Origin of the sequence: Pseudomonas sp. NPDC096950, from assembly GCF_044762525.1 — a bacterium.
In the GTDB taxonomy this organism is placed as follows: domain Bacteria; phylum Pseudomonadota; class Gammaproteobacteria; order Pseudomonadales; family Pseudomonadaceae; genus Aquipseudomonas.
This window is the reverse complement of sequence record NZ_JBIWEL010000013.1, coordinates 53,187-77,869: the sequence shown is the minus strand read 5'-3', so window position 1 is coordinate 77,869 and position 24,683 is coordinate 53,187. Positions and strand designations below refer to the sequence as shown.

At 60.9% G+C, this 24,683-nt stretch carries 24 protein-coding genes; 11 read left to right on the top strand and 13 right to left on the bottom strand.

The annotated features are described in order from the left end of the window. The first annotated feature begins 1 nt into the window (after position 1). Positions 2-1,303 carry an ATP-binding protein gene (locus tag ACIQY3_RS20050; protein ID WP_403022489.1) on the top strand — a complete coding sequence of 434 codons (1,302 nt, stop codon included), beginning with the start codon at positions 2-4 and terminating at the stop codon, positions 1,301-1,303. 165 nt (positions 1,304-1,468) lie between these two features. Here ACIQY3_RS20050 and pncA read toward each other — a convergent pair whose 3' ends face one another. From pncA to ACIQY3_RS20025, 5 genes are all read right to left on the bottom strand, one after another. Beyond that, positions 1,469-2,110 (bottom strand): bifunctional nicotinamidase/pyrazinamidase, encoded by a 642-nt coding sequence (gene pncA, locus ACIQY3_RS20045; protein ID WP_403022486.1) that lies wholly within the window; start codon positions 2,108-2,110, stop codon positions 1,469-1,471. A gap of 50 nt (positions 2,111-2,160) precedes the next feature. Beyond that, complete coding sequence (locus ACIQY3_RS20040; protein ID WP_403022484.1) at positions 2,161-2,937, bottom strand: anti-sigma factor family protein; 777 nt, start codon at positions 2,935-2,937, stop codon at positions 2,161-2,163. Continuing rightward, the gene (locus ACIQY3_RS20035) at positions 2,934-3,473 is read right to left on the bottom strand and encodes an RNA polymerase sigma factor (RefSeq protein WP_082356791.1); all 540 of its coding nucleotides are present in this window, start codon (positions 3,471-3,473) and stop codon (positions 2,934-2,936) included. The genes ACIQY3_RS20040 and ACIQY3_RS20035 overlap by 4 nt, the downstream gene beginning before the upstream one ends. Positions 3,474-3,485: 12 nt before the next feature. Then, positions 3,486-4,016: a tetratricopeptide repeat protein gene (locus tag ACIQY3_RS20030; protein ID WP_403022482.1), complete on the bottom strand. Its 531-nt coding sequence runs from the start codon at positions 4,014-4,016 to the stop codon at positions 3,486-3,488. Positions 4,017-4,096: 80 nt separating this feature from the next. Next, positions 4,097-4,657 (bottom strand): cytochrome b, encoded by a 561-nt coding sequence (locus ACIQY3_RS20025; RefSeq protein WP_403022480.1) that lies wholly within the window; start codon positions 4,655-4,657, stop codon positions 4,097-4,099. Between the two features lie 136 nt (positions 4,658-4,793). Between ACIQY3_RS20025 and ACIQY3_RS20020 the strand changes: the two genes are divergently transcribed. The 3 genes from ACIQY3_RS20020 to nudC all read left to right on the top strand — a co-directional run bounded on the left by ACIQY3_RS20020 (position 4,794) and on the right by nudC (position 7,428). Further along, on the top strand, positions 4,794-5,567 hold the full coding sequence (locus ACIQY3_RS20020) for a class I SAM-dependent methyltransferase (RefSeq protein WP_403022478.1): 774 nt from the start codon (positions 4,794-4,796) through the stop codon (positions 5,565-5,567). Between the two features lie 211 nt (positions 5,568-5,778). Then, on the top strand, positions 5,779-6,591 hold the full coding sequence (locus ACIQY3_RS20015) for a crotonase/enoyl-CoA hydratase family protein (RefSeq protein WP_123508252.1): 813 nt from the start codon (positions 5,779-5,781) through the stop codon (positions 6,589-6,591). 6 nt (positions 6,592-6,597) lie between these two features. Continuing rightward, positions 6,598-7,428 carry an NAD(+) diphosphatase gene (nudC, locus tag ACIQY3_RS20010; RefSeq protein WP_403022475.1) on the top strand — a complete coding sequence of 277 codons (831 nt, stop codon included), beginning with the start codon at positions 6,598-6,600 and terminating at the stop codon, positions 7,426-7,428. Here the strand turns inward: nudC and ACIQY3_RS20005 are convergent. Next, a complete protein-coding gene (locus ACIQY3_RS20005; RefSeq protein WP_403022473.1) occupies positions 7,396-8,175 on the bottom strand; it encodes a TSUP family transporter in 780 nt (259 codons plus the stop codon). The genes nudC and ACIQY3_RS20005 overlap by 33 nt on opposite strands. Before the next feature lie 181 nt (positions 8,176-8,356). Next, positions 8,357-9,595 carry an acyl-CoA dehydrogenase family protein gene (locus tag ACIQY3_RS20000; RefSeq protein WP_403022471.1) on the bottom strand — a complete coding sequence of 413 codons (1,239 nt, stop codon included), beginning with the start codon at positions 9,593-9,595 and terminating at the stop codon, positions 8,357-8,359. Between the two features lie 356 nt (positions 9,596-9,951). Between ACIQY3_RS20000 and sfnG the strand changes: the two genes are divergently transcribed. Then, complete coding sequence (gene sfnG, locus ACIQY3_RS19995) at positions 9,952-11,046, top strand: dimethylsulfone monooxygenase SfnG (protein WP_403022469.1); 1,095 nt, start codon at positions 9,952-9,954, stop codon at positions 11,044-11,046. A gap of 139 nt (positions 11,047-11,185) precedes the next feature. Here sfnG and ACIQY3_RS19990 read toward each other — a convergent pair whose 3' ends face one another. Together ACIQY3_RS19990 and ACIQY3_RS19985 are read right to left on the bottom strand one after the other, a co-directional pair. Beyond that, complete coding sequence (locus ACIQY3_RS19990; protein WP_054045802.1) at positions 11,186-11,665, bottom strand: nuclear transport factor 2 family protein; 480 nt, start codon at positions 11,663-11,665, stop codon at positions 11,186-11,188. Positions 11,666-11,722: 57 nt separating this feature from the next. Then, a complete protein-coding gene (locus ACIQY3_RS19985) occupies positions 11,723-12,286 on the bottom strand; it encodes a TetR/AcrR family transcriptional regulator (RefSeq protein ID WP_403022467.1) in 564 nt (187 codons plus the stop codon). A gap of 217 nt (positions 12,287-12,503) precedes the next feature. On the opposite strand from ACIQY3_RS19985, the gene pssA reads away from it, so the two are divergent. Then, positions 12,504-13,847, top strand: a complete 1,344-nt coding sequence (gene pssA / locus ACIQY3_RS19980; RefSeq protein WP_403022465.1) for a CDP-diacylglycerol--serine O-phosphatidyltransferase — start codon at positions 12,504-12,506, stop codon at positions 13,845-13,847. 144 nt (positions 13,848-13,991) lie between these two features. Here pssA and efeO (ACIQY3_RS19975) read toward each other — a convergent pair whose 3' ends face one another. The 4 genes from efeO (ACIQY3_RS19975) to efeU are packed head-to-tail and all read right to left on the bottom strand — an operon-like array spanning position 13,992 to position 18,202. Continuing rightward, on the bottom strand, positions 13,992-14,816 hold the full coding sequence (gene efeO / locus ACIQY3_RS19975; RefSeq protein ID WP_403022463.1) for an iron uptake system protein EfeO: 825 nt from the start codon (positions 14,814-14,816) through the stop codon (positions 13,992-13,994). A gap of 24 nt (positions 14,817-14,840) precedes the next feature. Beyond that, positions 14,841-16,136 (bottom strand): iron uptake transporter deferrochelatase/peroxidase subunit, encoded by a 1,296-nt coding sequence (efeB, locus tag ACIQY3_RS19970; protein ID WP_403022461.1) that lies wholly within the window; start codon positions 16,134-16,136, stop codon positions 14,841-14,843. Positions 16,137-16,154: 18 nt separating this feature from the next. Next, entirely contained in the window at positions 16,155-17,354 is a 1,200-nt protein-coding gene (gene efeO / locus ACIQY3_RS19965) for an iron uptake system protein EfeO (protein ID WP_403022459.1), read from the bottom strand. 8 nt (positions 17,355-17,362) lie between these two features. Continuing rightward, entirely contained in the window at positions 17,363-18,202 is an 840-nt protein-coding gene (gene efeU / locus ACIQY3_RS19960; RefSeq protein WP_403022457.1) for an iron uptake transporter permease EfeU, read from the bottom strand. Between the two features lie 273 nt (positions 18,203-18,475). On the opposite strand from efeU, the gene ACIQY3_RS19955 reads away from it, so the two are divergent. The 5 genes from ACIQY3_RS19955 (at position 18,476) to ACIQY3_RS19935 (ending at position 24,682) form a co-directional block, all read left to right on the top strand. Next, positions 18,476-19,492, top strand: coding sequence for an AraC family transcriptional regulator (locus ACIQY3_RS19955; RefSeq protein WP_403022455.1), 1,017 nt, complete (start codon positions 18,476-18,478; stop codon positions 19,490-19,492). A gap of 277 nt (positions 19,493-19,769) precedes the next feature. Then, positions 19,770-21,434 carry an AMP-binding protein gene (locus tag ACIQY3_RS19950; RefSeq protein WP_403022453.1) on the top strand — a complete coding sequence of 555 codons (1,665 nt, stop codon included), beginning with the start codon at positions 19,770-19,772 and terminating at the stop codon, positions 21,432-21,434. Between the two features lie 16 nt (positions 21,435-21,450). Further along, the gene (locus tag ACIQY3_RS19945; protein ID WP_403022451.1) at positions 21,451-22,212 is read left to right on the top strand and encodes an SDR family NAD(P)-dependent oxidoreductase; all 762 of its coding nucleotides are present in this window, start codon (positions 21,451-21,453) and stop codon (positions 22,210-22,212) included. Positions 22,213-22,224: 12 nt separating this feature from the next. After that, entirely contained in the window at positions 22,225-23,418 is a 1,194-nt protein-coding gene (locus ACIQY3_RS19940; protein ID WP_403022449.1) for an acetyl-CoA C-acyltransferase, read from the top strand. A 136-nt stretch (positions 23,419-23,554) separates the two neighbouring features. Beyond that, positions 23,555-24,682, top strand: coding sequence for an acyl-CoA dehydrogenase (locus tag ACIQY3_RS19935; RefSeq protein ID WP_403022447.1), 1,128 nt, complete (start codon positions 23,555-23,557; stop codon positions 24,680-24,682). Position 24,683 lies beyond the last annotated feature (1 nt).

Genomic DNA, 24,683 nt, shown 5'->3' with positions numbered 1-24,683 from the left:
GATGTTCAGAATCCTCTTTCGCCTGTACCTGGTGACGATCGTTTCCTATAGCGCGGCGATCTACCTGGTGCCGGATGTGGTGATCAAGCTGTTCCATGAACGCTTTGTCACCTACAACCTCGATTACTCCCGTGGCTTGCAGACCTTGATCGTCAAACAGTTTCACGGGATCCCAGAGGCGCAGTGGCCGGCGCTGGCGGCGGAAATGGACAAGGAATTCCAGCCGCTGCACATCGTGCTGAGCGGCAACAATGACGCCGATTTCACCCTCGATGAGCGTGAACGCTTGCAGCGCGGCGAGAACGTCGTGCGCATCGGCGACTGGGGCTGGCGCACCCTGGCGGTGGCACCGTTGAACGAGCGGACGGTGGTGCAAATGGTGGTGCCGCCGGACCCGCTGGACGTCAATCTGTTGTACTGGAGCATCAACGTGCTGATCGGCGCGACCATGCTCGCGTGCCTCTTGCTGTGGTTGCGACCGCACTGGCGCGACCTCGAACGGCTCAAGGGTACCGCCGAACGCTTCGGCAAAGGTCACTTGAGTGAACGCACGCAGATCTCCCAAAGCTCAAACATTGGCAGCTTGGCCAATGTGTTCGACACCATGGCCGGTGACATCGAAAACCTCCTCAACCAGCAACGGGACTTGCTCAACGCGGTGTCCCACGAACTGCGTACGCCGCTGACCCGCCTGGATTTCGGCCTGGCCCTGGCGCTCTCCGACGACATGCCGGCGCCGAGCCGCGAACGCCTGCAAGGCCTGGTTGCGCACATTCGTGAGCTGGATGAGTTGGTGCTGGAATTGCTGTCCTACAGCCGCCTGCAAAACCCGGCACGGTTGCCGGAGCGGGTTGAAGTGTCGCTGGATGAATTCATCGACAGCATTCTCGGCAGTGTTGATGAAGAACTGGAATCGCCGGAAATCGTCATCGATGTGCTGCTGCATGGTCAGCTTGAGCGCTTCACCCTTGATCCACGCCTGACCGCGCGTGCCCTGCAAAACCTGCTGCGCAATGCGATGCGCTACTGCGAGAAACGCATTCAGATTGGCGTGCAGGTGTGCCCGAAGGGCTGCGAGATCTGGGTGGATGACGACGGGATCGGTATTCCGGAGGACGAGCGGGAGCGGATATTTGAGCCGTTTTATCGGTTGGATCGGAGTCGGGATCGGGCTACGGGTGGTTTCGGCCTCGGATTGGCAATCAGCCGCCGCGCCCTCGAAGCCCAGGGCGGGACGCTGACGGTTGAGGCTTCGCCGTTGGGTGGGGCGCGTTTCAGGTTGTGGTTGCCGACACCCGCCTGACACAGGGCGCTCATCGCTTCTGTAGCAGCTGGCGAAGCCTGCGTTCGGCTGCGCAGCAGTCGCCAAACCTGAGCATACGGTCTTCCTGAAGCACCGCGCCGCATGATTTTACGACTGCTTCGCAGCCGAACGCAGGCTCCGCCAGCTGCTACAGATCGTGCAGTGTCAGGCGAGTATCGCCGGGGATTGAATCAATCCAACACCAGCCACCTGCATCCGCTCAATCGCCGCCGTCAGCGAGCCATCCAGATCAATCGCCCGGCACGCATCCAGCACCACAAACGCATTGAACCCCGCCGCCCGCGCATCCAGCGCCGAAAACATCACGCAAAAATCCAGCGCCAGTCCGACCAGGTAAACCGTGTCGATTCCCCGTTCCTTCAAGTACCCGGCCAATCCGGTGGTGGTCGTGCGATCGGCCTCCAGAAACGCCGAATAACTGTCGATATCCGGATTGCAGCCCTTGCGGATGATCAGTTGCGCATGGGGCAAATCCAGCTCCGCATGCAACTCGGCGCCGTGAGTGCCGCGCACGCAATGCTCTGGCCACAGCGTCTGCTTGCCGTAGGGCAGTTGAATCACATCGTAGGGTTTGCGATGCGGGTGGCTAGAGGCAAACGAGGCATGCTCGGCCGGATGCCAGTCCTGGGCAATGACCACCTGTTTGAACTGGCCGCCGAGGCGATTGATCAAGGGCACGATCACGTCGCCTTCGGGCACCGCCAGTTGGCCGCCGGGGATGAAGTCGTTCTGCACGTCGATCACCAGCAGGGCCGTGCGGGAAGGGTGGAGCGAGGGATGTGGCATGGGTGGGTTCCTCCTTGGAAGTCAGGTGCCAAGCATAGTGAGGATTCCGGTTATGCGCTCAGCCGACCTCTTAAAACCTTGGCCATGTCCTCAAGATCCGCCATGGAGCTGTGCCCGATCAGCATCCAGGCGTGCTCCATGTCCGCCCAGTACACGACGTTCATGTTGTGTCGGCGTTCCTGGGCAAACGGCCGGCTGCCCTTGTTGGAGCGGGTGACACACAGCGCCATCGGGCCGTGGGTCGGGTCGAGGTAGGTAATCTGGGCGATGGGCACGCCGTCGTATTCGAGGATTTGCGCACGCTTTAGCTCCAGGCGCGGCAAGGCCAGTTTTGCCGGCGCGAGGTTCAGGCCCAAACGGCTGTCGATGGTGCGCAATTGCGCGCGCTGGGTCGACTCGTCGCTGGGTAAATGCTCCAGGGTTTGCGGCACGTAGAGCGACATATAGTCGGCCACCAGCCCACGCCAGTTGCTTTTCTGCTGGCTCGACTGCCAGCCGAGGAACAACCGGTCCGCCACCACACTGCTCAGCACCAGACCGGCAGCCGCCGCGAGGAACCAGCGCCGGTTCAGGGCCGGACGGGCAGGGCTGGGCAAGGTGTCGAGCATCGCTTGCAGGCGATCCAGCGGCGCTTGCTGACCCAGTTCGTCGTAGGCGGCCTTGAACGGCAGGTTGCTGCGGGCCAGCCATTGCAGGCGCAGGCTGAGTGTCGGGTCTTCGTTGATGGCGGCGTCGATTTCAGTGCGCTGCTCGGTGTCGAGCTGGTCGTCGAGGTAGGCCACCAACTGTTCATCCGACGGTATTGTCGGTCGTGAGTGGTCGTTCATCGACGTTCTCCCGTGGTTGGGTTCGGTACGGCATGCAGGGGCGGGTACTCCGCGAGTTTCAGGCGCGCGGTGGCCAGTCGGCTCATGACCGTGCCGATGGGCACCTGCAGCACATCGGCCACTTCGCGGTAGGACAAGCCTTCGACATAGGCCAGGTACACCGTTTCACGCTGGGTTTCGGGCAGCGCATCGACCCGCCGGATCACCTGCGCGGCCAGCACATGGGTTTGTGCCGCGTGCTCGCCGTCGAACGACAGCGCCTCGTCGGCATTCACCAGGCCCTGGCCCAGACGCACGCGCCGGGCCCGCACTTCGTTGAGCCAGATCGAGTGCAAGATGCTCAGCAGCCAGCGGTCCATGCGGGTGCCGGGCTCGTATTGCCCGGCCCGCTCCAACGCACGCACGCAGGTGGCCTGGACCAAGTCTTCAGCCACATGCCGTTGTCGGGACAGCAGCAAGCCGTAGCGCCATAACCGCGCCAGATGCTGGCCCAACTCTGCTCGTATTGCCTGATCGCTGGCGATAGCGACCTCCATCCATTCGGTGTGTCAGGTTTTCGATGAGTCGTTGATGGCTTCGGCCAGGTCCTGGTATTCCTCGCAGGTGCTGCCGCAGATCGATTTGATGTGCTGCAACTGTTCCTGGGCCAGGTCCAGCCGACCTTTGATCACATACGCCTCGCCGAGGTATTCGCGCACTTGCGCATACTGCGGGTCGAGTTTGACCGATTGCAGGTAATAGCCGATGCCTTCGTCGGTGCGGCCTAGTTTACGCGTGGCGTAGCCGCGATAGTTGAGCGCTTTGGCGGTGTTTGGATTTTTCAGCGTATCGAGCAGGGCGAGGGCTTCTTCGTAACGCCCGTCCTTGGCCAGGCGATAGGCGTAGTCGGTGCGATCGGCGTCCGGCACCAGGCTGCTGGTTTGCAGCACGCACTTGTTCGACTTGCTGTCGAACACCTGGCCTTTGGGGCAATTGGGTTTGGCCGGCGCGTCGTCGTCACCATTGGCAAACGCCATCGAACTCGATAACGCCGCGACCAGCAGCAGCGGGGCGGTGAACACCGCGAAACGGATTTGCATTTGCGAAACTCCATTTACAGGGAAAACAGCATTCGGGGGCAGATATCCATAGAACACCCGGCCCCGGTGTTTTATTCGCTTCAGTTTGTATCGCGCCCCGGCAGCATCCGGCGCAATGTACCGTCCCGCAGGCCGTAATGATGAACCAGTGCCATCACCGCGTGCAGCCCCGCCAGAATCACAATGGCCCAAGCCACGTTTTCATGCAGGCCGCCGAATACCGACCTCATGCTTTTATCAAAGGTCATCAAGGTTGGGACATCAAACAGGCCGAAGAAGTTGAACGGTTCGGCCTGGGCCCAGCGAAACAGAAAACCCAGCACAATCTGGCTCAACAGCAGCAGATACAGCGCCAGATGCGCGGTTTTCGCCGCAATGTTCATCACACCTCGATTGGCCGGCGGCAAACGACGACCGCTGGACAGGCGCCAGAGCAGCCGACCGATGACAATCACCGCCAGCAAAATCCCGCAGGAAATGTGCACCGACTGCAAACCCTTGCGCAGCGGCGTGCCTTTGGCCAGTTGTTCCCAGATTTGCGCGCTGGCGAACATGAAAATGACCAGCGCGGCGGTCAGCCAATGCAGGCTCATAGTAAGGCGGTCGTAACGGGTCGGCGAATCGGCGTTCAGGCGGTTCATGGGTAATCCTCATGGGCGGTGGCAAGTGAACACCGCTGTGTGAACAATTATTCATTTCTTTCTTGAGATCTTTGCAGGGGCCGTTCAGGTCCAGACGCTATGCTCGCAATCATCGCTGTGGATCGGGAGAACTGCCATGAGAGAACACATTCACCATGCTGCCGCCGATGGCTACAAAACCGGGGCCGACACCTACGTGCGCGGCCGCCCGGATTATCCGCCGCAAGTCGCCGAGTGGCTGACTGGCACGTTGGGGCTCAATGACGACAAAACCGTGATCGACCTCGGTGCCGGCACCGGCAAGTTCACTGGACGCCTGGTGGCTACCGGGGCGCAGGTGATTGCCGTCGAGCCGGTGCCAGAGATGCTCGACAAGTTGTCCGCCGCTTATCCCGACGTCTTGGCGGTCGGCGGCACCGCCACCGATTTGCCGCTGCCGAATGCCTCGGTGGACGTGGTGATCTGCGCCCAGGCCTTTCACTGGTTCGCCAGCCCCGAAGCCCTCAGCGAAATCGCCCGGGTGCTCAAACCGGGCGGCAAGTTGGGCCTGGTGTGGAACCTGCGCGATACCCGAGTGAGTTGGGTACCGAAGCTGGACGCGATCGTCAACGCCCTGGAAGGCGATACCCCGCGCTACTACACCGGAGCCTGGCGCCTGGCGTTTCCGCACAAGGCATTCGGGCCGTTGCAGGCTCAGCATTTCGGCCATGGGCATACAGGGTCGCCGGAGGATGTGATTTTCAATCGGGTGAGGTCCACCAGTTTTATCGCGGCGTTGCCCCAGGCGCAGCGGGATGCGGTGGATGCGCAGATGAAAGCGTTGATTGAAAGTGAGCCGGAGTTGCGGGGTAAGGATGTGATTACTGTGCCTTATGTGACGGCGGCGTTTGTGGCGGTGAAGGGCGGTTAGATGTGCGGTGTTGCGGATATTCGCGAGCAGGCTCGCTCCCACAGGGGAATGCATTCCAAATGTGGGAGCGAGCCTGCTCGCGAAGGGGCCAGGCCAGACAACACAAAACCATAAGCGAGTCCCGCATTTGGCCGAACCACTGCCTTACTCCCCACAGCGATGCCTTGTTATAGTTCGGGCCTCATTTTCTGCCCGGTAAAGGATCACTGCCATGTCTCAGTACACCGCGTTCACCGTCGAACTCGCCGACAAAATCGCCCATGTGCAGATCAACCGCCCGGAAAAGATCAACTCGATGAACGCCGCGTTCTGGAGCGAGATCATCGAGATTTTCCAATGGATCGACGACACCGACGAAGTGCGGGTGGTGGTCCTGAGCGGTGCCGGCAAGCACTTTTCCTCGGGTATCGACCTGATGATGCTCGCCGGTGTGGCCAATGAACTGGGCAAGGACGTCGGGCGCAATGCGCGCCTGCTGCGGCGCAAGATCCTCGCCCTGCAAGCCTCGTTCAATGCCGTCGACAACTGCCGCAAACCGGTGCTTGCAGCGATCCAGGGTTACTGCCTGGGCGGCGCTATCGACCTGATCGCCGCGTGCGACATGCGCTACGCCGCTGAAGACGCGCAATTCTCGATCAAGGAAATCGACATCGGCATGGCGGCCGACGTCGGCACACTGCAACGCTTGCCGCGGATCATCGGTGACGGCATGCTGCGTGAACTGGCTTACACTGGTCGCAACTTTGGGGCCGAGGAAGCGCGCGGCATGGGCCTGGTCAATCGGGTCTACAGCGACCGTGACAGCCTGCTCGACGGCGTGATGGGCATTGCCCGCGAGATCGCCGGCAAGTCGCCGATCGCTATCACCGGCACCAAAGAGATGATCAGCTACATGCGCGACCATCGCATCGACGACGGCCTCGAATACGTCGCCACCTGGAACGCCGCCATGCTGCAATCCACCGATTTGCGCGTGGCCATGGCCGCCCATATGAGCAAACAGAAACCCGAATTTCTGGACTGATTAACCATGATTTCACGCTGGACCACCGCAGTACTGGACACCGATCAACCCGGCGGCTGGGCCGTGGCACGCAGCCCTGAAGGCTTTCTGTTCGATGACAACGGCGCGCTGTTCCCCCGGGAATGGCTCAAGCGCCAGGACCTGTCGATCCTTGCCGAACACGGCATCGGCCACCTCGATGGCGAGCCGGTCTACCTGCTGGAATTGCGCAGCCCCGGCGAAGTACCGGGCTGCAACTGGAAGGGCCTGCGAGCGTTCATGCTGGAAGGCGATCACACCGTCTACAAGGTGCTCGGTTACGCCGCGCAGATCGGCACCTGGTACCGCGAGCACCGTTTTTGCGGTAACTGCGGGCAAGCGACGCATCAGGTTCCCCGTGAGCGGGCGATGTACTGCGAGCCGTGCGATATCCGTTATTACCCGCGGATTTCGCCGAGCATGATCGTGCTGGTGACCCGTGGCGATGAAGTGCTGCTGGCGCGTTCACCGCGTTTCGTCACCGGTGTCTACAGCACCTTGGCGGGGTTTGCCGAGCCGGGCGAGTCGGCCGAGGATTGCCTGATTCGCGAGGTCCGCGAAGAGGTGCAGATCGAGGTCAAGAACATCCAGTACATGGGCAGCCAGTGCTGGCCGTTCCCGCATTCGATGATGCTGGGTTTCCACGCGGAATATGCGGGTGGCGAGATCGTCTGTCAGGAAGACGAGATCGAAGACGCCCAGTGGTTCAACATCCACGCGATGCCGCCGTTGCCGGCATCGCGCTCGATTGCCCGTTACCTGATCGATGTCTACCTGGCGCGGCGCTTAGGCCACGCTGAACCAGTGCTGCCAGGCTAGGCGAACGGTCAAACCCAGCACCACGGTGATGAACACCGGGCGAATGAACTTCGCTCCGCCGCTGATGGCGGAGCGAGCGCCGAAGAACGCGCCAACCATCACCGACAGGCCCATGCTCAGGCCGATGATCCAGTCCACCTGCCCGGAAAACACGAACACCGACAGCGCCGCAATGTTGCTGACGAAGTTCATGCTGCGGGCCACGCCGCTGGCCTTCACCAGGTCGATGGGGTACATGAGCATGCTGCTGACGGTCCAGAACGCACCCGTGCCGGGACCGGCCACGCCGTCGTAGAAGCCGAGGCTGAAGCCTTGGGTCGATTGCCACTTTTTCTTGATCGGTGCGTTGCTGTCCAGCGGCGCTTTCGGCGTGCCACCGAACAACAGGTACACGCCGCAGGCGAAGACGATCACCGGCAGCATCTTGTTCAGCCATTCGGCGGGCAGGTAGTGGGCGACTACCGCACCGGTCAGCGCGCCAACCAACGTGCCGATGATGGCGTGGACCCACTGCTTGGGATGGAACAGCTTGCGGCGGTAGAACGTGAAACTGGCGGTGGCCGAGCCGAAGGTCGAACTCAACTTGTTAGTGCCGAGCACCAGGTGCGGCGGCAAGCCGGCGGTCAGCAGCGCCGGGGTGGTGAGCAAGCCACCACCGCCGGCGATGGCGTCGATGAAACCGGCAATGAAAGCGACAACGGCCAGAATGGCCAGGGTGGTGAGGTCAACGCTGAGTTCGAAAGGCATGGAATCGGCTTATTCGGCGGGGCGCCGAAGGTGGGCTGCGGGAAGGGCTCACATCTTACCCACATCCAACTTCTGCGGCGACCCGTCTGGCGCTTTCGCGAGCAAGCCCGCTCCCACAGGGGAACGCATTTCAAAATGTGGGAGCGGGCTTGCTCGCGAAGGCGTCATCCCTGACGACACATCACTTACGCTCAGGTCCATTCCCGATCTGCCAAACAAACGGTGGCTCTGTCCCGTTAACCACCCAATCCCCAATAATCCGCGATTTGTAGATCACCGGATTGTGCGACGACACCGTCCGCGCGTTACGCCAATGCCGATCAAGGGATTTCCCCTGGCGAATATCCGAAGCCCCCAACGCATTGAACAATTCACTGGTGGCGCGCTGAATCAGCTCGGTCACCACCACCTGAGCCGTGGCCGATTCGATTTCCGCCGCGACATTGGCCGCTTGTTCTAAAGCGTCATCGCCCGAAAACCGCGCTTCATAAGCCCGTTGCGCCGGTTGCGCCGCCTTCAAAGCGCTGGCCTCGGCCGCATACACCAACGCCGCAATCTCACCGACCACTTGCTGCACCTGCGCATCCTGACTCACATGCGGCGCATTGCCATGGCTGTAGATGCGTTTGCGTTCGCGCACCTGCTGCGCCACATCGCGCAACGCCGCGCGGCCGATACCGGCCAGGGTCGCCAGCAGCACCAGTTGATAGAACGCAGTCTGGTATTTGAAGCGGGTGGCGAAGTCGATGATGTTTTCAGCGTCCACTTCGGCATCGACAAACCGCGAAGTCCCGCTGCCAGTAGTGCGCTGGCCGAACCCGTCCCAGTCATCGCTCTGCACAATGCCGGGCTGGCGGGTGCGCACGGCGGCAATCACGTCGCCACCGGTGTCACTGCGCTGGGCGTAGACGTCGATCCAGTCGGAAAAAATGCTGCCGGTGCTGTAGAACTTCTCTCCATTGAGCCGCCATTGATCGCCGTGGGGCGAAACTTTGGTGACCACATCACCAATGGTGACGCTGCCGATTTCAGTCCAGGCGCAACCGACGATGTCACCGGCGACAAAGCGTTTGAACCAGACGTCCCGCGCCGGACCGGGTGCGGCGTTGAGGCGGTCTTCAGCGAAAGCGAAATGCCCGCGCAAGGCCTGGGGCACGTTGGAATCGGCTTCGGCCAGTTCGATCAGCAGTTCGAACAACTGCGGCACCGATGCGCCGCCTCCGCCATATTCCACGGGCACGCGTACGGCGCCGAAACCCGCTTCCTTGAGCCACTGGATCGGTTCGTAGGGCAGGTTGCGGGACTGTTCGCGTTCAACGGCACCGGCGGCGATGCGCTGGAAGATCGGCCGGAATCGCGCCGCCAACGCTTCATAGTCAGTACCGGTGGAGAGAGGATTGATTACCTGGTGTTCGGTCATGGCACAGTTCCTGGGATCGGCAGTAGAGACTGGGGCGATTGCACGGTCCATGCCGAAGCTTGCGGGCCATGGTTTACGGGAGGTTTGTGGATTCAGGTGTGGTTTGAACTGTTGCTGCACCAACAGCGCAGCAGCAAATTGCCCCTGACACCGCCAAATCCCTGTGGGAGTGGGCTTGCTCGCGAAGGCGGCATGACATTCAACATCTTCGCTGGCTGACACTCCGCATTCGCGAGCAAGCCCGCTCCCACAAGGATCTCGCCAGGCTTGAGACTGCCGTATCACCCGCGCAATTCGGCGCTGGCACGGTTGCTGCTCTTGTCCAAAGACTTCCCAACAGTCCTGAGGACAAGCCAATGAGTCAGCAAGCCGTCAAATTTGCCTACTGGGTACCGAACGTCAGCGGCGGGCTGGTGGTCAGCAAGATCGAGCAGCGCACCCACTGGGGCATCGATTACAACCGCAAACTGGCGCAACTGGCCGAAGAGGCAGGGTTCGAATACGCCCTGACCCAGATTCGTTTCACCGCTGGTTACGGTGCCGAGTTCCAGCATGAATCCGTGGCCTTCAGCCACGCGCTGCTGGCGGCCACCACCACACTCAAAGTCATCGCCGCGATTTTGCCCGGCCCGTGGCAACCGGCGCTGGCGGCCAAACAACTGGCGACCATCGATCAACTCACCAATGGCCGGGTAGCAGTGAACATCGTCAGCGGCTGGTTCAAAGGCGAATTCCAGGCCATTGGCGAACACTGGCTGGAGCACGACGAACGCTATCGCCGTTCCGAAGAATTCATTCGTTCGCTCAAGGGCATCTGGAGCCAGGACAATTTCACTTTCCGGGGCGATTTCTACCGCTTCGACAATTACAGCCTCAAGCCCAAGCCACTGGGCCAGCCGGAAATCTTCCAGGGCGGCAGCTCCCGTGCAGCCCGGGACATGGCGGCGCGAGTCTCGGATTGGTACTTCACCAACGGCAACACCCCGGAAGGCATCAAGGCCCAGGTCGATGACATTCGGACCAAAGCTGCGGCGAACAATCATTCAGTGAAGGTTGGGGTGAACGCGTTCGTCATTGCCCGCGACACCGAAGAAGAAGCCCGCGCGGTCCTGGCGCAAATCATCGACCAGGCCGACCCGGAAGCGGTGAATGCGTTCGGTGATGCGGCGAAGCAGGCGGGCAGGGCGTCGCCAGAAGGGGAAGGCAACTGGGCCAAGTCGACGTTTGAGGATCTGGTGCAGTACAACGACGGCTTCAAGACCAACCTGATCGGCACGCCGCAGCAGATTGCCGAGCGGATTGTGGCGTTGAAAGCAGTGGGGGTGGATCTGGTGCTGGCGGGGTTCCTGCACTTCCAGGAAGAGGTGGAGTATTTCGGCAAGCGCGTGTTGCCGTTGGTGCGGGAGCTGGAGGCGAAAGCGCTCAACAAACAGACCGCCGCAGTCGCCTAGACACCACAAATCCCCTTGTCACCACAAAACCCTTGTGGGAGCGGGCTTGCTCGCGAAAGCAGTGTGTCAGTCAACGATGATGTCGACTGACACGGCCTCTTCGCGAGCAAGCCCGCTCCCACATCAGGTTTGTGCGAACTTACAGGCCGAGGTCCGACAACCCCGGATGATCATCCGGACGACGCCCCAGCGGCCAATGGAATTTGCGCTCGCTTTCCTTGATCGGCATATCGTTGATGCAGGCAAAACGATTGGCCATCAAGCCGTTCTCGTCAAACTCCCAGTTTTCATTGCCGTAGGAGCGGAACCAGTTGCCCGAGTCGTCGTGCCATTCATAGGCGTAGCGCACGGCGATGCGGTTGCCGGTGAAGGCCCAGAGTTCCTTGATCAGCCGGTAATCCAGTTCCTTGGCCCATTTGCGGGTCAGGAAACCCTTGGCTTCTTCGCGGTTGTAGGCGAATTCGGCGCGGTTACGCCACTTGGTGTCCAGGGTATAAGCCAGCGACACGCGCTCCGGGTCGCGGGAGTTCCAGCCGTCTTCGGCCAGGCGAACTTTTTCAATCGCCGATTCACGGGTGAACGGCGGCAACGGCGGACGAACTTCGGCATTAGATGACATTTGAATGTCTCCTTATCAAAGTAAAGTTAAAACACAGTGTCGAGCTTGATTAAGCAGTTACAGGTCCAATAACTTTCGCGCCATGCATTGCGCATTATCGGCGGCACTGTGATCACCCATCACAAGCGCTACGGTAATGGCACCCTCGATCAGGATCAGCAGCTGTTTGGCCAGTGCCTGCGGGTCGGTGGCGCCATGTTCGGTGCAAAGCTCGCACACGTAGTCGAGCAGTTTCTGTTTGTGGTCCTTGGCGACCAGGCGAACCGGGTCTTGCGGGTCGCCGGTTTCGCCGCTGGTGTTAATGAAGGCGCAGCCGCGGAAGCCTTCGGAGCCGAACCAGGTCGTGAGCACGGTAAACAGGCTGAGCAAGCGGTCGGCCGGGGTCGCGGCCTTGTCGACTTCGGTCCTGTACCAGTTCATCCAGCGCACGTCCCGGCGTTGCAGGGCCGCGACGACGAGCTCCTCCTTGTTGGCGAAGTAGCGGTAGATACTTTTTCTGGAGACGCCGGCGGTTTTCACCAGAAGATCCATGCCCGTGGCGGCGATGCCACTTTTGTAGATCAACTTTTCGGTGACATCCAGAATGATGTCGCGTGTGTCGTTGCTAGTGATTTCGTTCATGTGGCAAACAGTAGAACGATCGTTCTCCTTGGTCAACAGGATTTTTGTAGCGCCTGTTAAATTGTCTTCGCGAGCAAGCCCGCTCCCACAGGGGAATGCATTTCAAATGTGGGAGCGGGCTTGCTCGCGAAGGGGCCATCAAAGACGCCAGCAAGACCCAAGGCAATCCATGGTGTAAGCTCTCGGGTTCTTCGGATTCGACCTTTTTGCGAGCCTTATGCCGTCGCTTTTCAAACGCTCTCTGCTGCCCAAACTGCGCAGTTTTCCGCTGACCGCCGATGCCGTCACCATTCTGTCCGGCGCCGCCGAATACCGTCGTTGCCTGCTGGAAAAAATCGCCCAGGCCACCCAGCGCATTTATATCGTCGCGCTGTACCTGCAACAGGACGAAGCCGGCCAGGAAATCCTCGATGCCTTGCACGCCGCCAAACTGGCGCGTCCGGAACTGGACGTGGTGGTGGTCGTCGACTGGTTGCGCGCACAGCGCGGCTTGATCGGTGCCGGCAAGCAGCCGGGCAACTCGGCCTGGTATCAGGAAATGACCCGCACCCATGCCAGCGAAGTGCCGGTGTACGGCGTGCCGGTGCAGACCCGCGAGTTGTTCGGCGTGCTGCACCTGAAAGGTTTTGTGATCGACGATTGTGTGATCTACAGCGGCGCGAGCCTGAACAACGTCTATCTGCACAAATTCGACAAGTACCGCTACGACCGTTATCACCTGCTGCAGAACAGCGCGCTGGCCGATTCCATGCAGCACCTGGTCCAGCATGGCTTGATCGCCTCCAAAGCGGTGCATCGCCTCGACTTGCCGAACCTGCCGACCACCCGCAGCCTGCGCAACGACATCGGCGACCTGCGCAGCCGCCTCAAGCACGCGACCTACGACACCACGGCCGGCACCGCCGCCAAGGGTGGCCTGTCGGTCAGTCCGTTGCTCGGTGTGGGCAAGAACAACCCGCTGAGCCGGGTGATCTGCGAACTCATCGCCAGCGCCCAGCATCAGTTGACCATCTGCACGCCGTATTTCAACCTGCCGCTGCAAGTGACCCGGGAAATCAACCGGGCCCTGGCCCGTGGGGTGAAGATCGACATCATCGTTGGCGACAAGACCGCCAACGACTTCTACATCCCGCCGAGCGAGCCGTTCAAGGTGATCGCCGCGCTGCCGTATCTCTACGAGATCAGCCTGCGCCGCTTCGCCAAGCGTCATCAGCAGAACATCGACAGCGGCCAGTTGAACCTGCACTTGTGGCGTGACGGTGACAACACCTATCACCTCAAGGGCATGTGGGTCGACGAGCGCTACACCTTGCTGACCGGCAACAACCTCAACCCGCGGGCGTTCCGTCTCGACCTGGAAAACGCGTTGTTGATCGATGACCCGAAAAACGAGTTGCAGGCGCCGCGGCGCAAGGAACTGGCGGAGATTTTTGAGAACACCCAGCGCGTCGCGCGTTACCTGGACCTGGAAACCCTGCCGGAATACCCGGGGGCGGTGGCCAAGTTTCTCAAGCGGGTGAGTCGGGTGCGGATTGAGCGGTTGCTCTATCGGATGTTGTGAGGGTTAACACACAGCCTTGATGCTGTGGTGATTGTAAGAATGCCTTCGCGAGCAAGCCCGCTCCCACATAGGTTTTGTGTAGATCACAAATCCAGTGTGGGAGCGGGCTTGCTCGCGAAGGGGACAGCCCAAACGCTACAAAGCTCAGTTCAAACCGAGCTTCCCACGCAACGTCGACAAATCTTCCGCCAAGGTATTCACCGGGCCAACCAGCGCCTTACGGTCAGCTTCTTTCACTTTGTCGTAAGTTTCGAAACCGCCATCCTTGGTTTTGTACTTGGCCAGGATCTTGTCCACGGTCGCAAAGTTCTTGTCGACCTTGGCGATAAAGGCTTTGTCCTGCTTCTCGATCTGCGGGTGGAACAGGTCGACGATTTTCTTCGCGCCGTCGATGTTGCCCTGGAAGTCATAAAGGTCGGTGTGGCTGTAACGGTCTTCTTCACCGGAGATCTTGGTGGCCGCGACTTCTTCGAGCAGGGCAGCGGCGCCGCCAACCACTTTTTCAGGTGGGAAGGTCAGGCCGGCCACGCGGGTTTGCAGGTCCTTCACGTCGCCATTCAGTTTGTCCGCCAGTTCGCCCAGGCCCTGGGTGCTCTTTTCCGAGAACAACGTGTACTCGATGCGGTGGAAACCGGTGAAGTCGTCGGCTTTCACGCCTTTTTCGTGGTCGTCGACACGGGAGTCGATGGACGCGTCCAGGTCACTGAACAGCTCGGCAATCGGCTCGATCGACTCATAGAACACGCGGGTCGGTGCGTAGAGTTTTTGCGCGGTGGCCAGGTCGCCTTTTTTCACGGCGTCGGTGAACTGTTGGGTGTGCTCGCCCAGTTGGTCCAGTTGTTCGGTGACGTAGATCTTGTAGTCCGAAACCGGGCCCACCAGATCCAGCGGCGCCGTCGCCGCGAAAGCTGAAAACGGGGTATTGAGCAAGCCAAGGGTCAGCATTAATGCGAGTGGCGACTTTTTCATGGGACGGTTCCGTGTTGGGGGTTGTTATGTGTTTGTCGTGGGTTGTGTAGCGTTGAGCAGCGAGCGACCGATGAAATCCTTGTCGCCCGTCACACCCGGCAAGGTGAAGAAGTAACCGCCGCCCACCGGCTTGAGGTATTCCTCCAGCGGCTCGCCGTTGAGGCGGGTCTGGACGGTGATGAAGCCTTTTTCCAGGTCGGCTTGGTAGCAGATGAACAGCAGGCCCATTTCCAGCTGGCCGTTCTTGTTCACGCCGTTGGAATAGTTGAACGGACGGCGCAGGATCAGGTTGGCCTGGGTTTGCGCGGTGCGCGGGTTGGCCAGGCGAATGTGCGCGTCGAGCTTGGTCAGCTTGCCTTCCGGGTCTTTGGCGTAGTCCGGGACCTGGGATTCATGCTCGCCGCCCATCGGCGCGCCGGTGCTCTTGACCCGGCCGAGGATGCTTTCCTGTTCCTGCAATGGCGTGCGGTCCCAGCGCTCAACAAAATTGCGGATGATCCGCACCGCTTGATAGCTGCCATTCGCCGCCCACGCCGGCTCATCGCTGCCCGGTTGTACCCAGACAATGCTGTCCATGGACTTGGCGTCGTTGGAATCGGGGTTGGCCGAGCCATCGCGAAAACCCAGGAAGTTGCGCGCACTTTGCGCCGGCACACCCGGTTTCGCCGGGGCTTGCGGCGGCACGCTGCCTTCCTGTTTCCAGCGCACCAGCAGCAGGTCCGGCAGGTTTTTCACGATGTCGCGCAAGGCGTGGATGTTGGTGTCGGTGGTGTTGGAACAGAACTGCAAGCTCAAGTCGCCGTGGCAGCAATCCGCTTCCAGGGCATCGTTGGGGAAACCGACCATGCGGATCAGCCGCTTGGGTTTGGCGTTGGCCAGTCCGAAGCGTTCGTCGAACAGCGACTCGCCCACCGACACGGTAATCGTCAGGTTATCCGGCGTGACCACCGGGCCGAGAATCCCCGAATCCACGGGCGGCAATTTCGGATCGACCTGGGCCACCGCGCCGCCCTTCATCAGGAACGAAATGCGCTCGTTGAGGGTGCGGAACAAGCGCTCCAAGTCATCACGGTCGCTGGCCAGCACATCAAAGGACACCAACATCCCCGACGCCGGGCGCGGGGTGACGATGCCGGTCTGGTGCTTGCCGTAAAAGGTGTGGCGGTCTTCGGTTTTTTCGCTGCTCGGCGCTTCGGTCACCTGGCTGGAAGCGGCCATCGCCGGGCAGCTCAGAGCGCTGCCGGCCAACGCGACACCGGCGGCGCCCATGCCCATCAAGACACGGCGACGCTGGGCGGAAAACTGTTCTAAGTCTTTCATCTAAATGTCGTCTTCTGCTTACAGGCCGGAAAGGCCAAGGGTTGGATCGATTTCGTCGAGTACGGCGGCCAGGGCCTTGGCCTTGTCGGCGATCTGTTTGCGTTGCTCGGCACTGACCGTGTCGTAGCTGGCGTAGCCGTCCTTGACCTTGAAGCCGTTGAGTTCAGCGTCGAAAGCAGCGATGGCGCTGTCGATTTTCGGCAGCAACTCGACGGCGGACTTGCTCAGCAATGGCCGCAACAGGTCGACAACCTTGCGCGCCGCGTCGAGGTTGGAGGCAAAACCATTCAGGTCGGTGTGGCTGTAGCGTTCTTCTTCACCGCTGCTGGCGCGCACGTCGGCGATGCTGTTGAGGTTGCGCACCACAATGCTCACCAGTTGCTCCGGCGGCAGGGACTGAGCGAGCAATTGCTGTTTGAGCGTGGTGATGTCGATGATCAACTGCATGGCCACCGGCGTCAGGGCGTCGAGTTTGCGTTGCTGGAACAGCGCATATTCGAGGCGATGGAAGCCGCTGAAGGCCGAATCCTGTTCGCGTTTTTCAAAGTAATCGGCGCGGGCGTTGACGGCGTTGTCCAGCTCGGCCAGGCGTTGCGCGGCCGGGGCGATCCGTTGATAGGCCGCACGGGCTGGCACATAAAGCGCTTGGGCCTGGGCCAGGTCGCCGGCTTCAATCGCCTGCTTCAGGGCCGTCACGGCTTTGATCAGCGCGCTGCTTTGGCTGCTCAGGTACACGCGGAATTCCGACAGCGGACCAATGAACGCCACCATCGATGGCCGGGCCTTCGCTGCTGCGTCAGACGCAGCCGTCGGGGTCACGTGCAAGGTGCCACGCGGGTTGCTCAGCAAGCCGCAAGTGATCGCGTAGTCGCCGGGCGCGAGGTTGGCGTTGATCACCTGGCTCAGTCCTGGGGCGATATTTTCCCGTTCTTCGACCACCAGCACACCGTCGAGGATTTCCCATTCAACCGCCCGGTCGGAGCGGTTGACGATGCGAAAACTCGCGTGGCCGGCCGGGACGGTAAGCGCATTCGGTTCGCAACTTTTAGGGTGGATGTTCACCACCACTTCGTCATGGTTGGTCTGGCGCTTTTCGGCGGCCATTTTCGACGCGTAGTAGAACAGGCCACCGGCCGCGATCATCACGATCACCGAACCGGCCACCGCCCAGCGCAACGCGCGGGGAGGGGAAGCCACGGGAGGATTAGGCGTTGACATGAAAGCCCTTACTGGCTGGAAACGGAAGAAGATTGCTTGACGGGCGCGGCGGCCGGGAGGAAGAACATCACCAGCGCCACCACCAGATAAATCAGATACGCGCCGAGGGTGCTGACGGTCGGTGCGTCCTGGTAACCAAACATGCCGGCCAGCACCGAGCCCAATGGGCCATCCATCGGTAGCGTGGCGCTGAAGTCGAAGAGCACGGTTTGCAGGTGATTCCAGACGCCCGCTTCATGCAGCGCCTGCACCGAGTTGGAGAGGATGCCGGCGGCGACGACGAGGATGAACAGGCCGGTCCAGCGGAAGAACGCGCCGAGGTTCAGGCGCATGCTGCCGGTGTAGATCAGGAAGCCGACGATGATCGCCAGGATCAGGCCGAGCAGGGCGCCAATCGGTGCCGCCGGGCCTTCGCTTTGCTGGAACACCGCCAGCAGGAAAAACACGGTTTCCAGACCTTCCCGGGCCACGGCAAAAAACACCATGGCGATCAGCGCAGTGACCTGATGCTTGGAGCCGGCCAGTGCGTGATCGAGGGAAACGTGCAGGGAATGCTTGATCGAACGCGCCACTTTGCGCATCCAGAACACCATCGAACTGAGGATACCGACGGCGACCAGACCGACGATGCCTTCGAACAGTTCCTGTTGCTTTTGCGGGAACTCGGCGCTCATCAACTCCAGGCCACCGCCGACCAACAGGGCCAGCGCTGCGGCGAGAAACACGCCAATCCACACGGCGGGCATCCACTGGCCGCGACCGGTTTGCTTGAGGTAGCTGGCGATAATGCCGACGATCAACGCCGCTTCAATGCCTTCGCGCAGCATGATCAAAAAAGGAACAAGCATTCAGCACCGTGTCGAGTTAGTTAGGTTGCTAATATGTAACATAATGACACTCATTCTCACATGCCATCGGTTGACTTTAGCTGAACTTGAGCTGAACGACCCAAAAGATCACCCCAATCCCTTGTGGGAGCGAGCCTGCTCGCGAAGGCGTCTTAACATTCAACATCATCGCTGACTGATCCACCGCTTTCGCGAGCAGGCTCGCTCCCACAGGGGCTCTGCGCTGGGCTAATATGCCCGCCACTTGCACAAGAACAGGGCTCACCCCGCGCAATGTCGGAAAAAGACACCATCGCCATCCAACTGGTGCGTGAAGCGCTGTTGCAAAGCTGTGCGCCTGGCGCGGCCACCGAAGAGGTGTTGCACAAGGTCGGTATCGATCCGGCGTTGCTGAACGCGGCCGACGCCCGGGTCCCGGCCACCGCCTACGCACGGTTGTGGCGTCTGCTGGCCCGGCGCGGAGACGATGAGTTTTTCGGCATGGACCCGCGCCAGCTCAAGTCCGGCAGCCTTGAGTTTCTGTGCCGTTGCGCCATTGTCCAGCCGAATCTCGCCGCGGGTCTCACCTCGGGCCTGGCCTTTCTGTCGCTGATGCTCGAACACCTGCCCGCGCAACTGGTGCGCCAGCAAAGCCTGGCGGAAATCGTTTTGCTCGAAGACGATCAGGAACCGCGTCGGGCCTTCACCTATTTCACTTACTGGATGATTGTTCACGGTGTCGCCTGCTGGCTGGCGGGGCGGCGGATTCCGATCCTGGCCATCGAACTGCGCTGTCCGGCGCCGGACTTTTGCGATGACTATCAGGTGATGTTTTCCGAGAACCTGCGCTTCGACCGACCGCGCACGCGGATGATTTTCGCTGCCGATTGCCTGGACTTGCCGATCAAGCGCAGCCCGGAAGAACTCAAGCGCTTCCTGGCCCATGCGCCGGCCAACATCCTGGTCAAATACCGCGACCCGGAAAGCCTTGCGAGTCGGATCAAACACGATCTGCGGCAACTGCCCGCCGAACAATGGCCGGAAACCGAGGCCCTGGCGCAGCAACTGTGCATGTCCGCCTCGACCCTGCGCCGACGCTTGGCGGAAGAAGGGCAGACCTGGCAGGGTTTGAAAGACAGCGTGCGCAAGGAACTGGCGATTGTCTGGCTGGCAGAACCGGCGATCAGCTTTGCCGAGATTGCGGCGCGGTTGGGGTTTGCCGATGCGAGTTCGTTCTATAAGGCGTTTCGCAAGTGGTCGGGGACGAATCCGGGGCATTATCGGAGTTTGATTCTTAACGAGGCGAGTTAATCCGGACTTTGCGTTGATTCGCCTGACGCCTTCGCGAGCAAGCCCGCTCCCACATTGGTTCTGTAGTGTGAACACTATCTATCTCACACCAATATCCCCTGTGGGAGCGGGCTTGCTCGCGAAGAGGCCAGGCCAAACAACACATCTCCTGGATCTTGGCCAAACCAGTCAAACAACTTGATAGCTTTGACCATTGCCCCACACCCCGCGCAGCGCGAGTATTCCTGTGTTGATTACGGTTCCCCCAACCTAATAAAAATACAGAGGGATTCTGGCAATGCGCGATTACTTGTCTGCCACTTCACAGTTCGATTACCAGCACACCGTGGATGCCGCGCTCGCCGGCGATTTGACGGCGCTTAACGCCTGCGTCGAATGTTGCGACCGTCATGCATTGCCGGGTCGCATTGCGCTGTTCTGGGAAGGGCGCGATGGCGCCAGTGCGGCGTACACCTTCACGGATTTGCAGGACAAAGCCGCGCGTCTGGCCAATTTCCTCCTCGCCCAGGGCGTGCAAAAGGGCGACAAAGTCGCCGGCCTGCTGCCGCGTAACATCGAATTGCTGATCACCGTGTTCGCCACTTGGCGCATCGGCGCGGTCTATCAGCCGCTGTTCACCGCGTTCGGCCCGAAAGCCATCGAACACCGCTTGAGCAGCTCCGGCGCCAAAGTCGTCGTGACCGATGCCGTCAATCGCTCGAAACTCGCGGAAGTCGCCGATTGCCCGACCATCGTCACCGTCGGCGGCGCCAAAGGGCAGGGCATCGTCCGGGGCGACTACAGTTTCTGGGCCGAACTGCCCAATTATTCCCCTGAGTGCGAACCGGTGTTGCTGACCGGTGAAGACCCGTTCCTGTTGATGTTCACCTCGGGCACCACCGGCCCGTCGAAAGCGCTGTCGGTGCCGCTCAAGGCCATTGTCGCCTTCCAGAGCTACACCCGCGACGCCGTGGATTTGCGCCCGGAAGATGCGTTCTGGAACGTCGCCGATCCGGGTTGGGCCTACGGCATCTATTTCGGCGTCACCGGGCCGATGTCGATGGGGCATCCGATCACGTTCTACGATGGCCCGTTCACCCTCGAAAGCACGTGCCGGGTGATCAACAAATACAACATCACCAACCTGACCGGCTCGCCGACGGCTTACCGTCTGTTGATTGCCGGGGGCGACGAATTCGCCAAGTCGATCAAGGGCAAACTGCGCATCGTCAGCAGCGCCGGTGAGCCGCTGAACCCGGAAGTGATTCGCTGGTTCGCCGACAACCTTGGCGTGGTGATCCACGACCATTACGGCCAGACCGAACTCGGCATGGTGCTGTGCAACCACCATGGCCTGGAGCATCCGATCCACATGGGCACCGCCGGTTTTGCCTCGCCGGGCCATCGCATCGTGGTGCTGGATGACGAGTACAAAGAACTCGGCGTCGGTCATCCCGGCATCCTGGCCATCGACCGCACCCAGTCGCCGATGTGCTGGTTCAACGGTTACGAAGGCGCGCCGACCAAAGCCTTCGTCGGCAACTATTACCTGAGCGGCGACACCGTCGAGTGGAACCCGGACGGCAGCATCAGTTTCGTCGGCCGCAGTGACGATGTGATCACCACCTCCGGCTACCGCGTCGGCCCGTTCGACGTGGAAAGCGCGCTGATCGAGCACCCGGCGGTGATCGAAGCCGCAGTGGTCGGCAAACCCGACCCGGAGCGCACCGAACTGGTGAAAGCCTTCGTGGTGATCTGCGAGCAATACCGCGCCACGCCGGAACTGGCCGAAGAACTGCGCCAACACGTGCGCAAGCGTCTGGCCGCGCACTCGTACCCCCGTGAAATCGAATTTGTCAGCGAATTGCCGAAGACCCCAAGCGGCAAATTGCAGCGCTTTATCTTGCGCAACCAGGAAATCGCCAAGGCTCAAGAGGCCGCGGCTCACAAAGCTTCTGCTTGAATCGAAGGAAAATAAGATGCAGATCGAAAACAAGGTTTTTCTCGTCACTGGCGGAGCGTCCGGCCTCGGTGCCGCCACCGCTGAAATGCTGGTGGCCGCTGGCGCCAAAGTGATGCTGGTGGACATGAATGCCGAGGCCGTCGCGGCCCAGGCTGAACGCCTCGGCGCGCAAAGCGTAGTCGCCGACATCAGCAACGAAGCCGCTGCCGAAGCCGCCGTCGCCGCAACCGTCAAAGCCTTCGGTGGGCTGCACGGTCTGGTGAACTGCGCCGGCATCGTGCGTGGCGAGAAGATCCTCGGTAAGACCGGCCCGCATGCATTGGCCAGTTTCAGCCAGGTGATCAACGTCAACCTGATCGGCAGCTTCAACATGCTGCGCCTCGCTGCGGCGGCCATCGCGGAAACCGAAGCGGACGCCGGCGGTGAGCGCGGTGTGATCATCAACACCGCGTCGGCGGCGGCCTACGACGGCCAGATTGGCCAGGCTGCTTACGCTGCGTCCAAAGGCGCGATTGTCAGTCTGACCTTGCCTGCCGCCCGTGAACTGGCGCGCTTCGGCATTCGTGTGATGACCATCGCACCCGGCATCTTCGAAACGCCGATGATGGCCGGCATGACCGAGGAAGTCCGCGCGTCCCTGGCCGCTGGCGTACCGTTCCCGCCGCGCCTCGGCAAGCCCGGCGAGTATGCCGCGCTGGTCAGGCATATCATTGAAAACAGCATGCTCAACGGCGAGGTGATCCGTCTCGACGGTGCCTTGCGTATGGCCGCCAAGTAAGGAGGATTTGTCATGACCCTTTCCAACGATCCGATTGTTATTGTCAGCGCCGTTCGTACCCCGATGGGCGGTTTCCAGGGCGAACTGAAAAGCCTGACCGCACCGCAACTCGGTGCAGCGGCGATCAAAGCCGCCGTCGAACGTGCCGGTGTCGCCTCTGACGCGGTTGACGAAGTGCTGTTTGGTTGCGTGTTGCCCGCCGGCCTCGGCCAGGCGCCTGCACGTCAGGCCGCACTGGGCGCCGGGCTGGATAAATCGACCCGTTGCACCACCGTGAACAAGATGTGCGGTTCCGGCATGGAAACCACCATTCTCGCCCACGACATGCTGGTGGCCGGCAGTGCCGAAGTGGTGATCTCCGGTGGCATGGAAAGCATGTCCAACGCGCCGTATCTGCTGGACCGCGCCCGCAGTGGTTACCGCATGGGCCATGGCCGGGTGCTGGATTCGATGTTCCTCGACGGTCTCGAAGACGCCTACGACAAGGGCCGCCTGATGGGCACCTTCGCCGAAGATTGCGCCGAGACCAACGGCTTCACCCGCGAAGCTCAGGACGCGTTTGCCATTGCCTCGACCACCCGCGCGCAACAGGCGATCAAGGACGGCAGCTTCAAGGCTGAAATCGTGCCGCTGACCGTGACGGTCGGTAAAGAACAAGTACTGATCAGCAACGACGAACAGCCACCGAAAGCCAAACTGGACAAGATCGCCTCGCTGAAACCGGCATTCCGCGACGGCGGCACCGTCACGGCTGCCAACTCCAGCTCGATCTCCGATGGCGCGGCGGCGCTGGTATTAATGCGTCGTTCCGAAGCTGAAAAGCGCGGCCTCAAGCCATTGGCCGTGATCCACGGCCATGCGGCGTTTGCCGATACCCCGGGCCTGTTCCCGGTGGCCCCGGTCGGTGCGATCAAGAAGCTGATAAAGAAAACCGGCTGGTCCCTGGACGAGGTCGAGTTGTTTGAAATCAACGAAGCCTTCGCGGTGGTCAGCCTGGTGACCATGAGCAAACTGGAAATCCCCCACGAGAAGGTCAACATCCACGGCGGCGCTTGCGCATTGGGTCATCCGATCGGTGCGTCCGGCGCGCGGATCATCGTGACCTTGCTCTCGGCGTTGCGGCAGAAAGGCATGAAGCGCGGCGTTGCGGCGATTTGCATTGGCGGCGGCGAAGCGACCGCCATGGCTGTGGAATGCCTGTATTGATGAATGCGATCCATGTGGGAGCGAGCCTGCTCGCGAAGGGGACCTGTCAGTCAGCATTGATGTTGGATGACACACCGCTTTCGCGAGCAGGCTCGCTCCCACAGGTTCTGCGCATTACCCGAATGAAGGATTCACCATGATTCCCAATGACGAACAACTGCAGATTAGCGAAGCCGCCCGGCAATTCGCCCAGGAGCGGCTGAAACCCTTCGCCGCCGAGTGGGACCGCGAGCATCGCTTCCCGAAAGAAGCCATCGGCGAAATGGCCGAGCTGGGCTTTTTCGGCATGTTGGTGCCGGAAGAGTGGGGCGGTTGCGACACCGGTTACCTGGCGTACGCCATGGCCCTGGAAGAAATCGCCGCCGGCGACGGCGCCTGTTCGACGATCATGAGCGTGCACAACTCCGTGGGTTGCGTGCCGATCCTCAAGTACGGCACCGACGAGCAGAAAGAACGTTTCCTCAAGCCGTTGGCCAGCGGTTCGATGCTCGGCGCGTTTGCCCTGACCGAACCTCAGGCGGGTTCCGACGCCAGTGGCCTTAAAACCCGCGCCAGGCTAAATGGCGATCACTACGTGCTCAACGGCTGCAAACAGTTCATCACTTCCGGGCAGAACGCCGGGGTGGTGATTGTGTTTGCGGTGACTGATCCGAGTGCCGGCAAACGCGGGATTACCGCACTGATCGTGCCCACCGATTCACCGGGCTACAAAGTCGCACGGGTCGAAGACAAACTCGGCCAGCATGCGTCCGACACCTGCCAGATTCTGTTCGAAGACGTGAAAGTGCCCGTGGCCAACCGTTTGGGCGAGGAGGGTGAAGGTTACCGGATCGCCTTGGCCAACCTGGAAGGCGGGCGCGTCGGCATCGCTTCGCAATCGGTGGGCATGGCCCGCGCGGCGTTTGAAGCGGCTCGGGATTACGCCCGTGAGCGCGAGAGCTTCGGCAAGCCAATCATCGAACATCAAGCGGTCGCTTTCCGTCTAGCGGACATGGCGACCCAGATCGCCGTGGCCCGGCAGATGGTGCATTACGCCGCCGCGTTGCGAGACAGCGGCAAACCCGCGCTGGTCGAAGCCTCGATGGCCAAGCTGTTTGCTTCGGAAATGGCCGAGAAGGTCTGCTCGTCAGCGTTGCAAACCCTCGGCGGTTACGGTTACCTGAACGACTTCCCGCTGGAGCGGATCTACCGCGACGTGCGGGTGTGCCAGATCTACGAAGGCACCAGCGATATTCAGCGCATGGTTATTTCGCGCAATCTTTAAG

Bases quoted from the DNA above. Each gene is read 5' to 3' on its own strand.
- ACIQY3_RS20050 (WP_403022489.1), top strand. From the start codon at position 2: ATGTTCAGAATCCTCTTTCGCCTGTACCTGGTGACGATCGTTTCCTAT.
- pncA (WP_403022486.1), bottom strand. From the start codon at position 2,110: ATGCCACATCCCTCGCTCCACCCTTCCCGCACGGCCCTGCTGGTGATC.
- ACIQY3_RS20040 (WP_403022484.1), bottom strand. From the start codon at position 2,937: ATGAACGACCACTCACGACCGACAATACCGTCGGATGAACAGTTGGTG.
- ACIQY3_RS20035 (WP_082356791.1), bottom strand. From the start codon at position 3,473: ATGGAGGTCGCTATCGCCAGCGATCAGGCAATACGAGCAGAGTTGGGC.
- ACIQY3_RS20030 (WP_403022482.1), bottom strand. From the start codon at position 4,016: ATGCAAATCCGTTTCGCGGTGTTCACCGCCCCGCTGCTGCTGGTCGCG.
- ACIQY3_RS20025 (WP_403022480.1), bottom strand. From the start codon at position 4,657: ATGAACCGCCTGAACGCCGATTCGCCGACCCGTTACGACCGCCTTACT.
- ACIQY3_RS20020 (WP_403022478.1), top strand. From the start codon at position 4,794: ATGAGAGAACACATTCACCATGCTGCCGCCGATGGCTACAAAACCGGG.
- ACIQY3_RS20015 (WP_123508252.1), top strand. From the start codon at position 5,779: ATGTCTCAGTACACCGCGTTCACCGTCGAACTCGCCGACAAAATCGCC.
- nudC (WP_403022475.1), top strand. From the start codon at position 6,598: ATGATTTCACGCTGGACCACCGCAGTACTGGACACCGATCAACCCGGC.
- ACIQY3_RS20005 (WP_403022473.1), bottom strand. From the start codon at position 8,175: ATGCCTTTCGAACTCAGCGTTGACCTCACCACCCTGGCCATTCTGGCC.
- ACIQY3_RS20000 (WP_403022471.1), bottom strand. From the start codon at position 9,595: ATGACCGAACACCAGGTAATCAATCCTCTCTCCACCGGTACTGACTAT.
- sfnG (WP_403022469.1), top strand. From the start codon at position 9,952: ATGAGTCAGCAAGCCGTCAAATTTGCCTACTGGGTACCGAACGTCAGC.
- ACIQY3_RS19990 (WP_054045802.1), bottom strand. From the start codon at position 11,665: ATGTCATCTAATGCCGAAGTTCGTCCGCCGTTGCCGCCGTTCACCCGT.
- ACIQY3_RS19985 (WP_403022467.1), bottom strand. From the start codon at position 12,286: ATGAACGAAATCACTAGCAACGACACACGCGACATCATTCTGGATGTC.
- pssA (WP_403022465.1), top strand. From the start codon at position 12,504: ATGCCGTCGCTTTTCAAACGCTCTCTGCTGCCCAAACTGCGCAGTTTT.
- efeO (WP_403022463.1), bottom strand. From the start codon at position 14,816: ATGAAAAAGTCGCCACTCGCATTAATGCTGACCCTTGGCTTGCTCAAT.
- efeB (WP_403022461.1), bottom strand. From the start codon at position 16,136: ATGAAAGACTTAGAACAGTTTTCCGCCCAGCGTCGCCGTGTCTTGATG.
- efeO (WP_403022459.1), bottom strand. From the start codon at position 17,354: ATGTCAACGCCTAATCCTCCCGTGGCTTCCCCTCCCCGCGCGTTGCGC.
- efeU (WP_403022457.1), bottom strand. From the start codon at position 18,202: ATGCTTGTTCCTTTTTTGATCATGCTGCGCGAAGGCATTGAAGCGGCG.
- ACIQY3_RS19955 (WP_403022455.1), top strand. From the start codon at position 18,476: ATGTCGGAAAAAGACACCATCGCCATCCAACTGGTGCGTGAAGCGCTG.
- ACIQY3_RS19950 (WP_403022453.1), top strand. From the start codon at position 19,770: ATGCGCGATTACTTGTCTGCCACTTCACAGTTCGATTACCAGCACACC.
- ACIQY3_RS19945 (WP_403022451.1), top strand. From the start codon at position 21,451: ATGCAGATCGAAAACAAGGTTTTTCTCGTCACTGGCGGAGCGTCCGGC.
- ACIQY3_RS19940 (WP_403022449.1), top strand. From the start codon at position 22,225: ATGACCCTTTCCAACGATCCGATTGTTATTGTCAGCGCCGTTCGTACC.
- ACIQY3_RS19935 (WP_403022447.1), top strand. From the start codon at position 23,555: ATGATTCCCAATGACGAACAACTGCAGATTAGCGAAGCCGCCCGGCAA.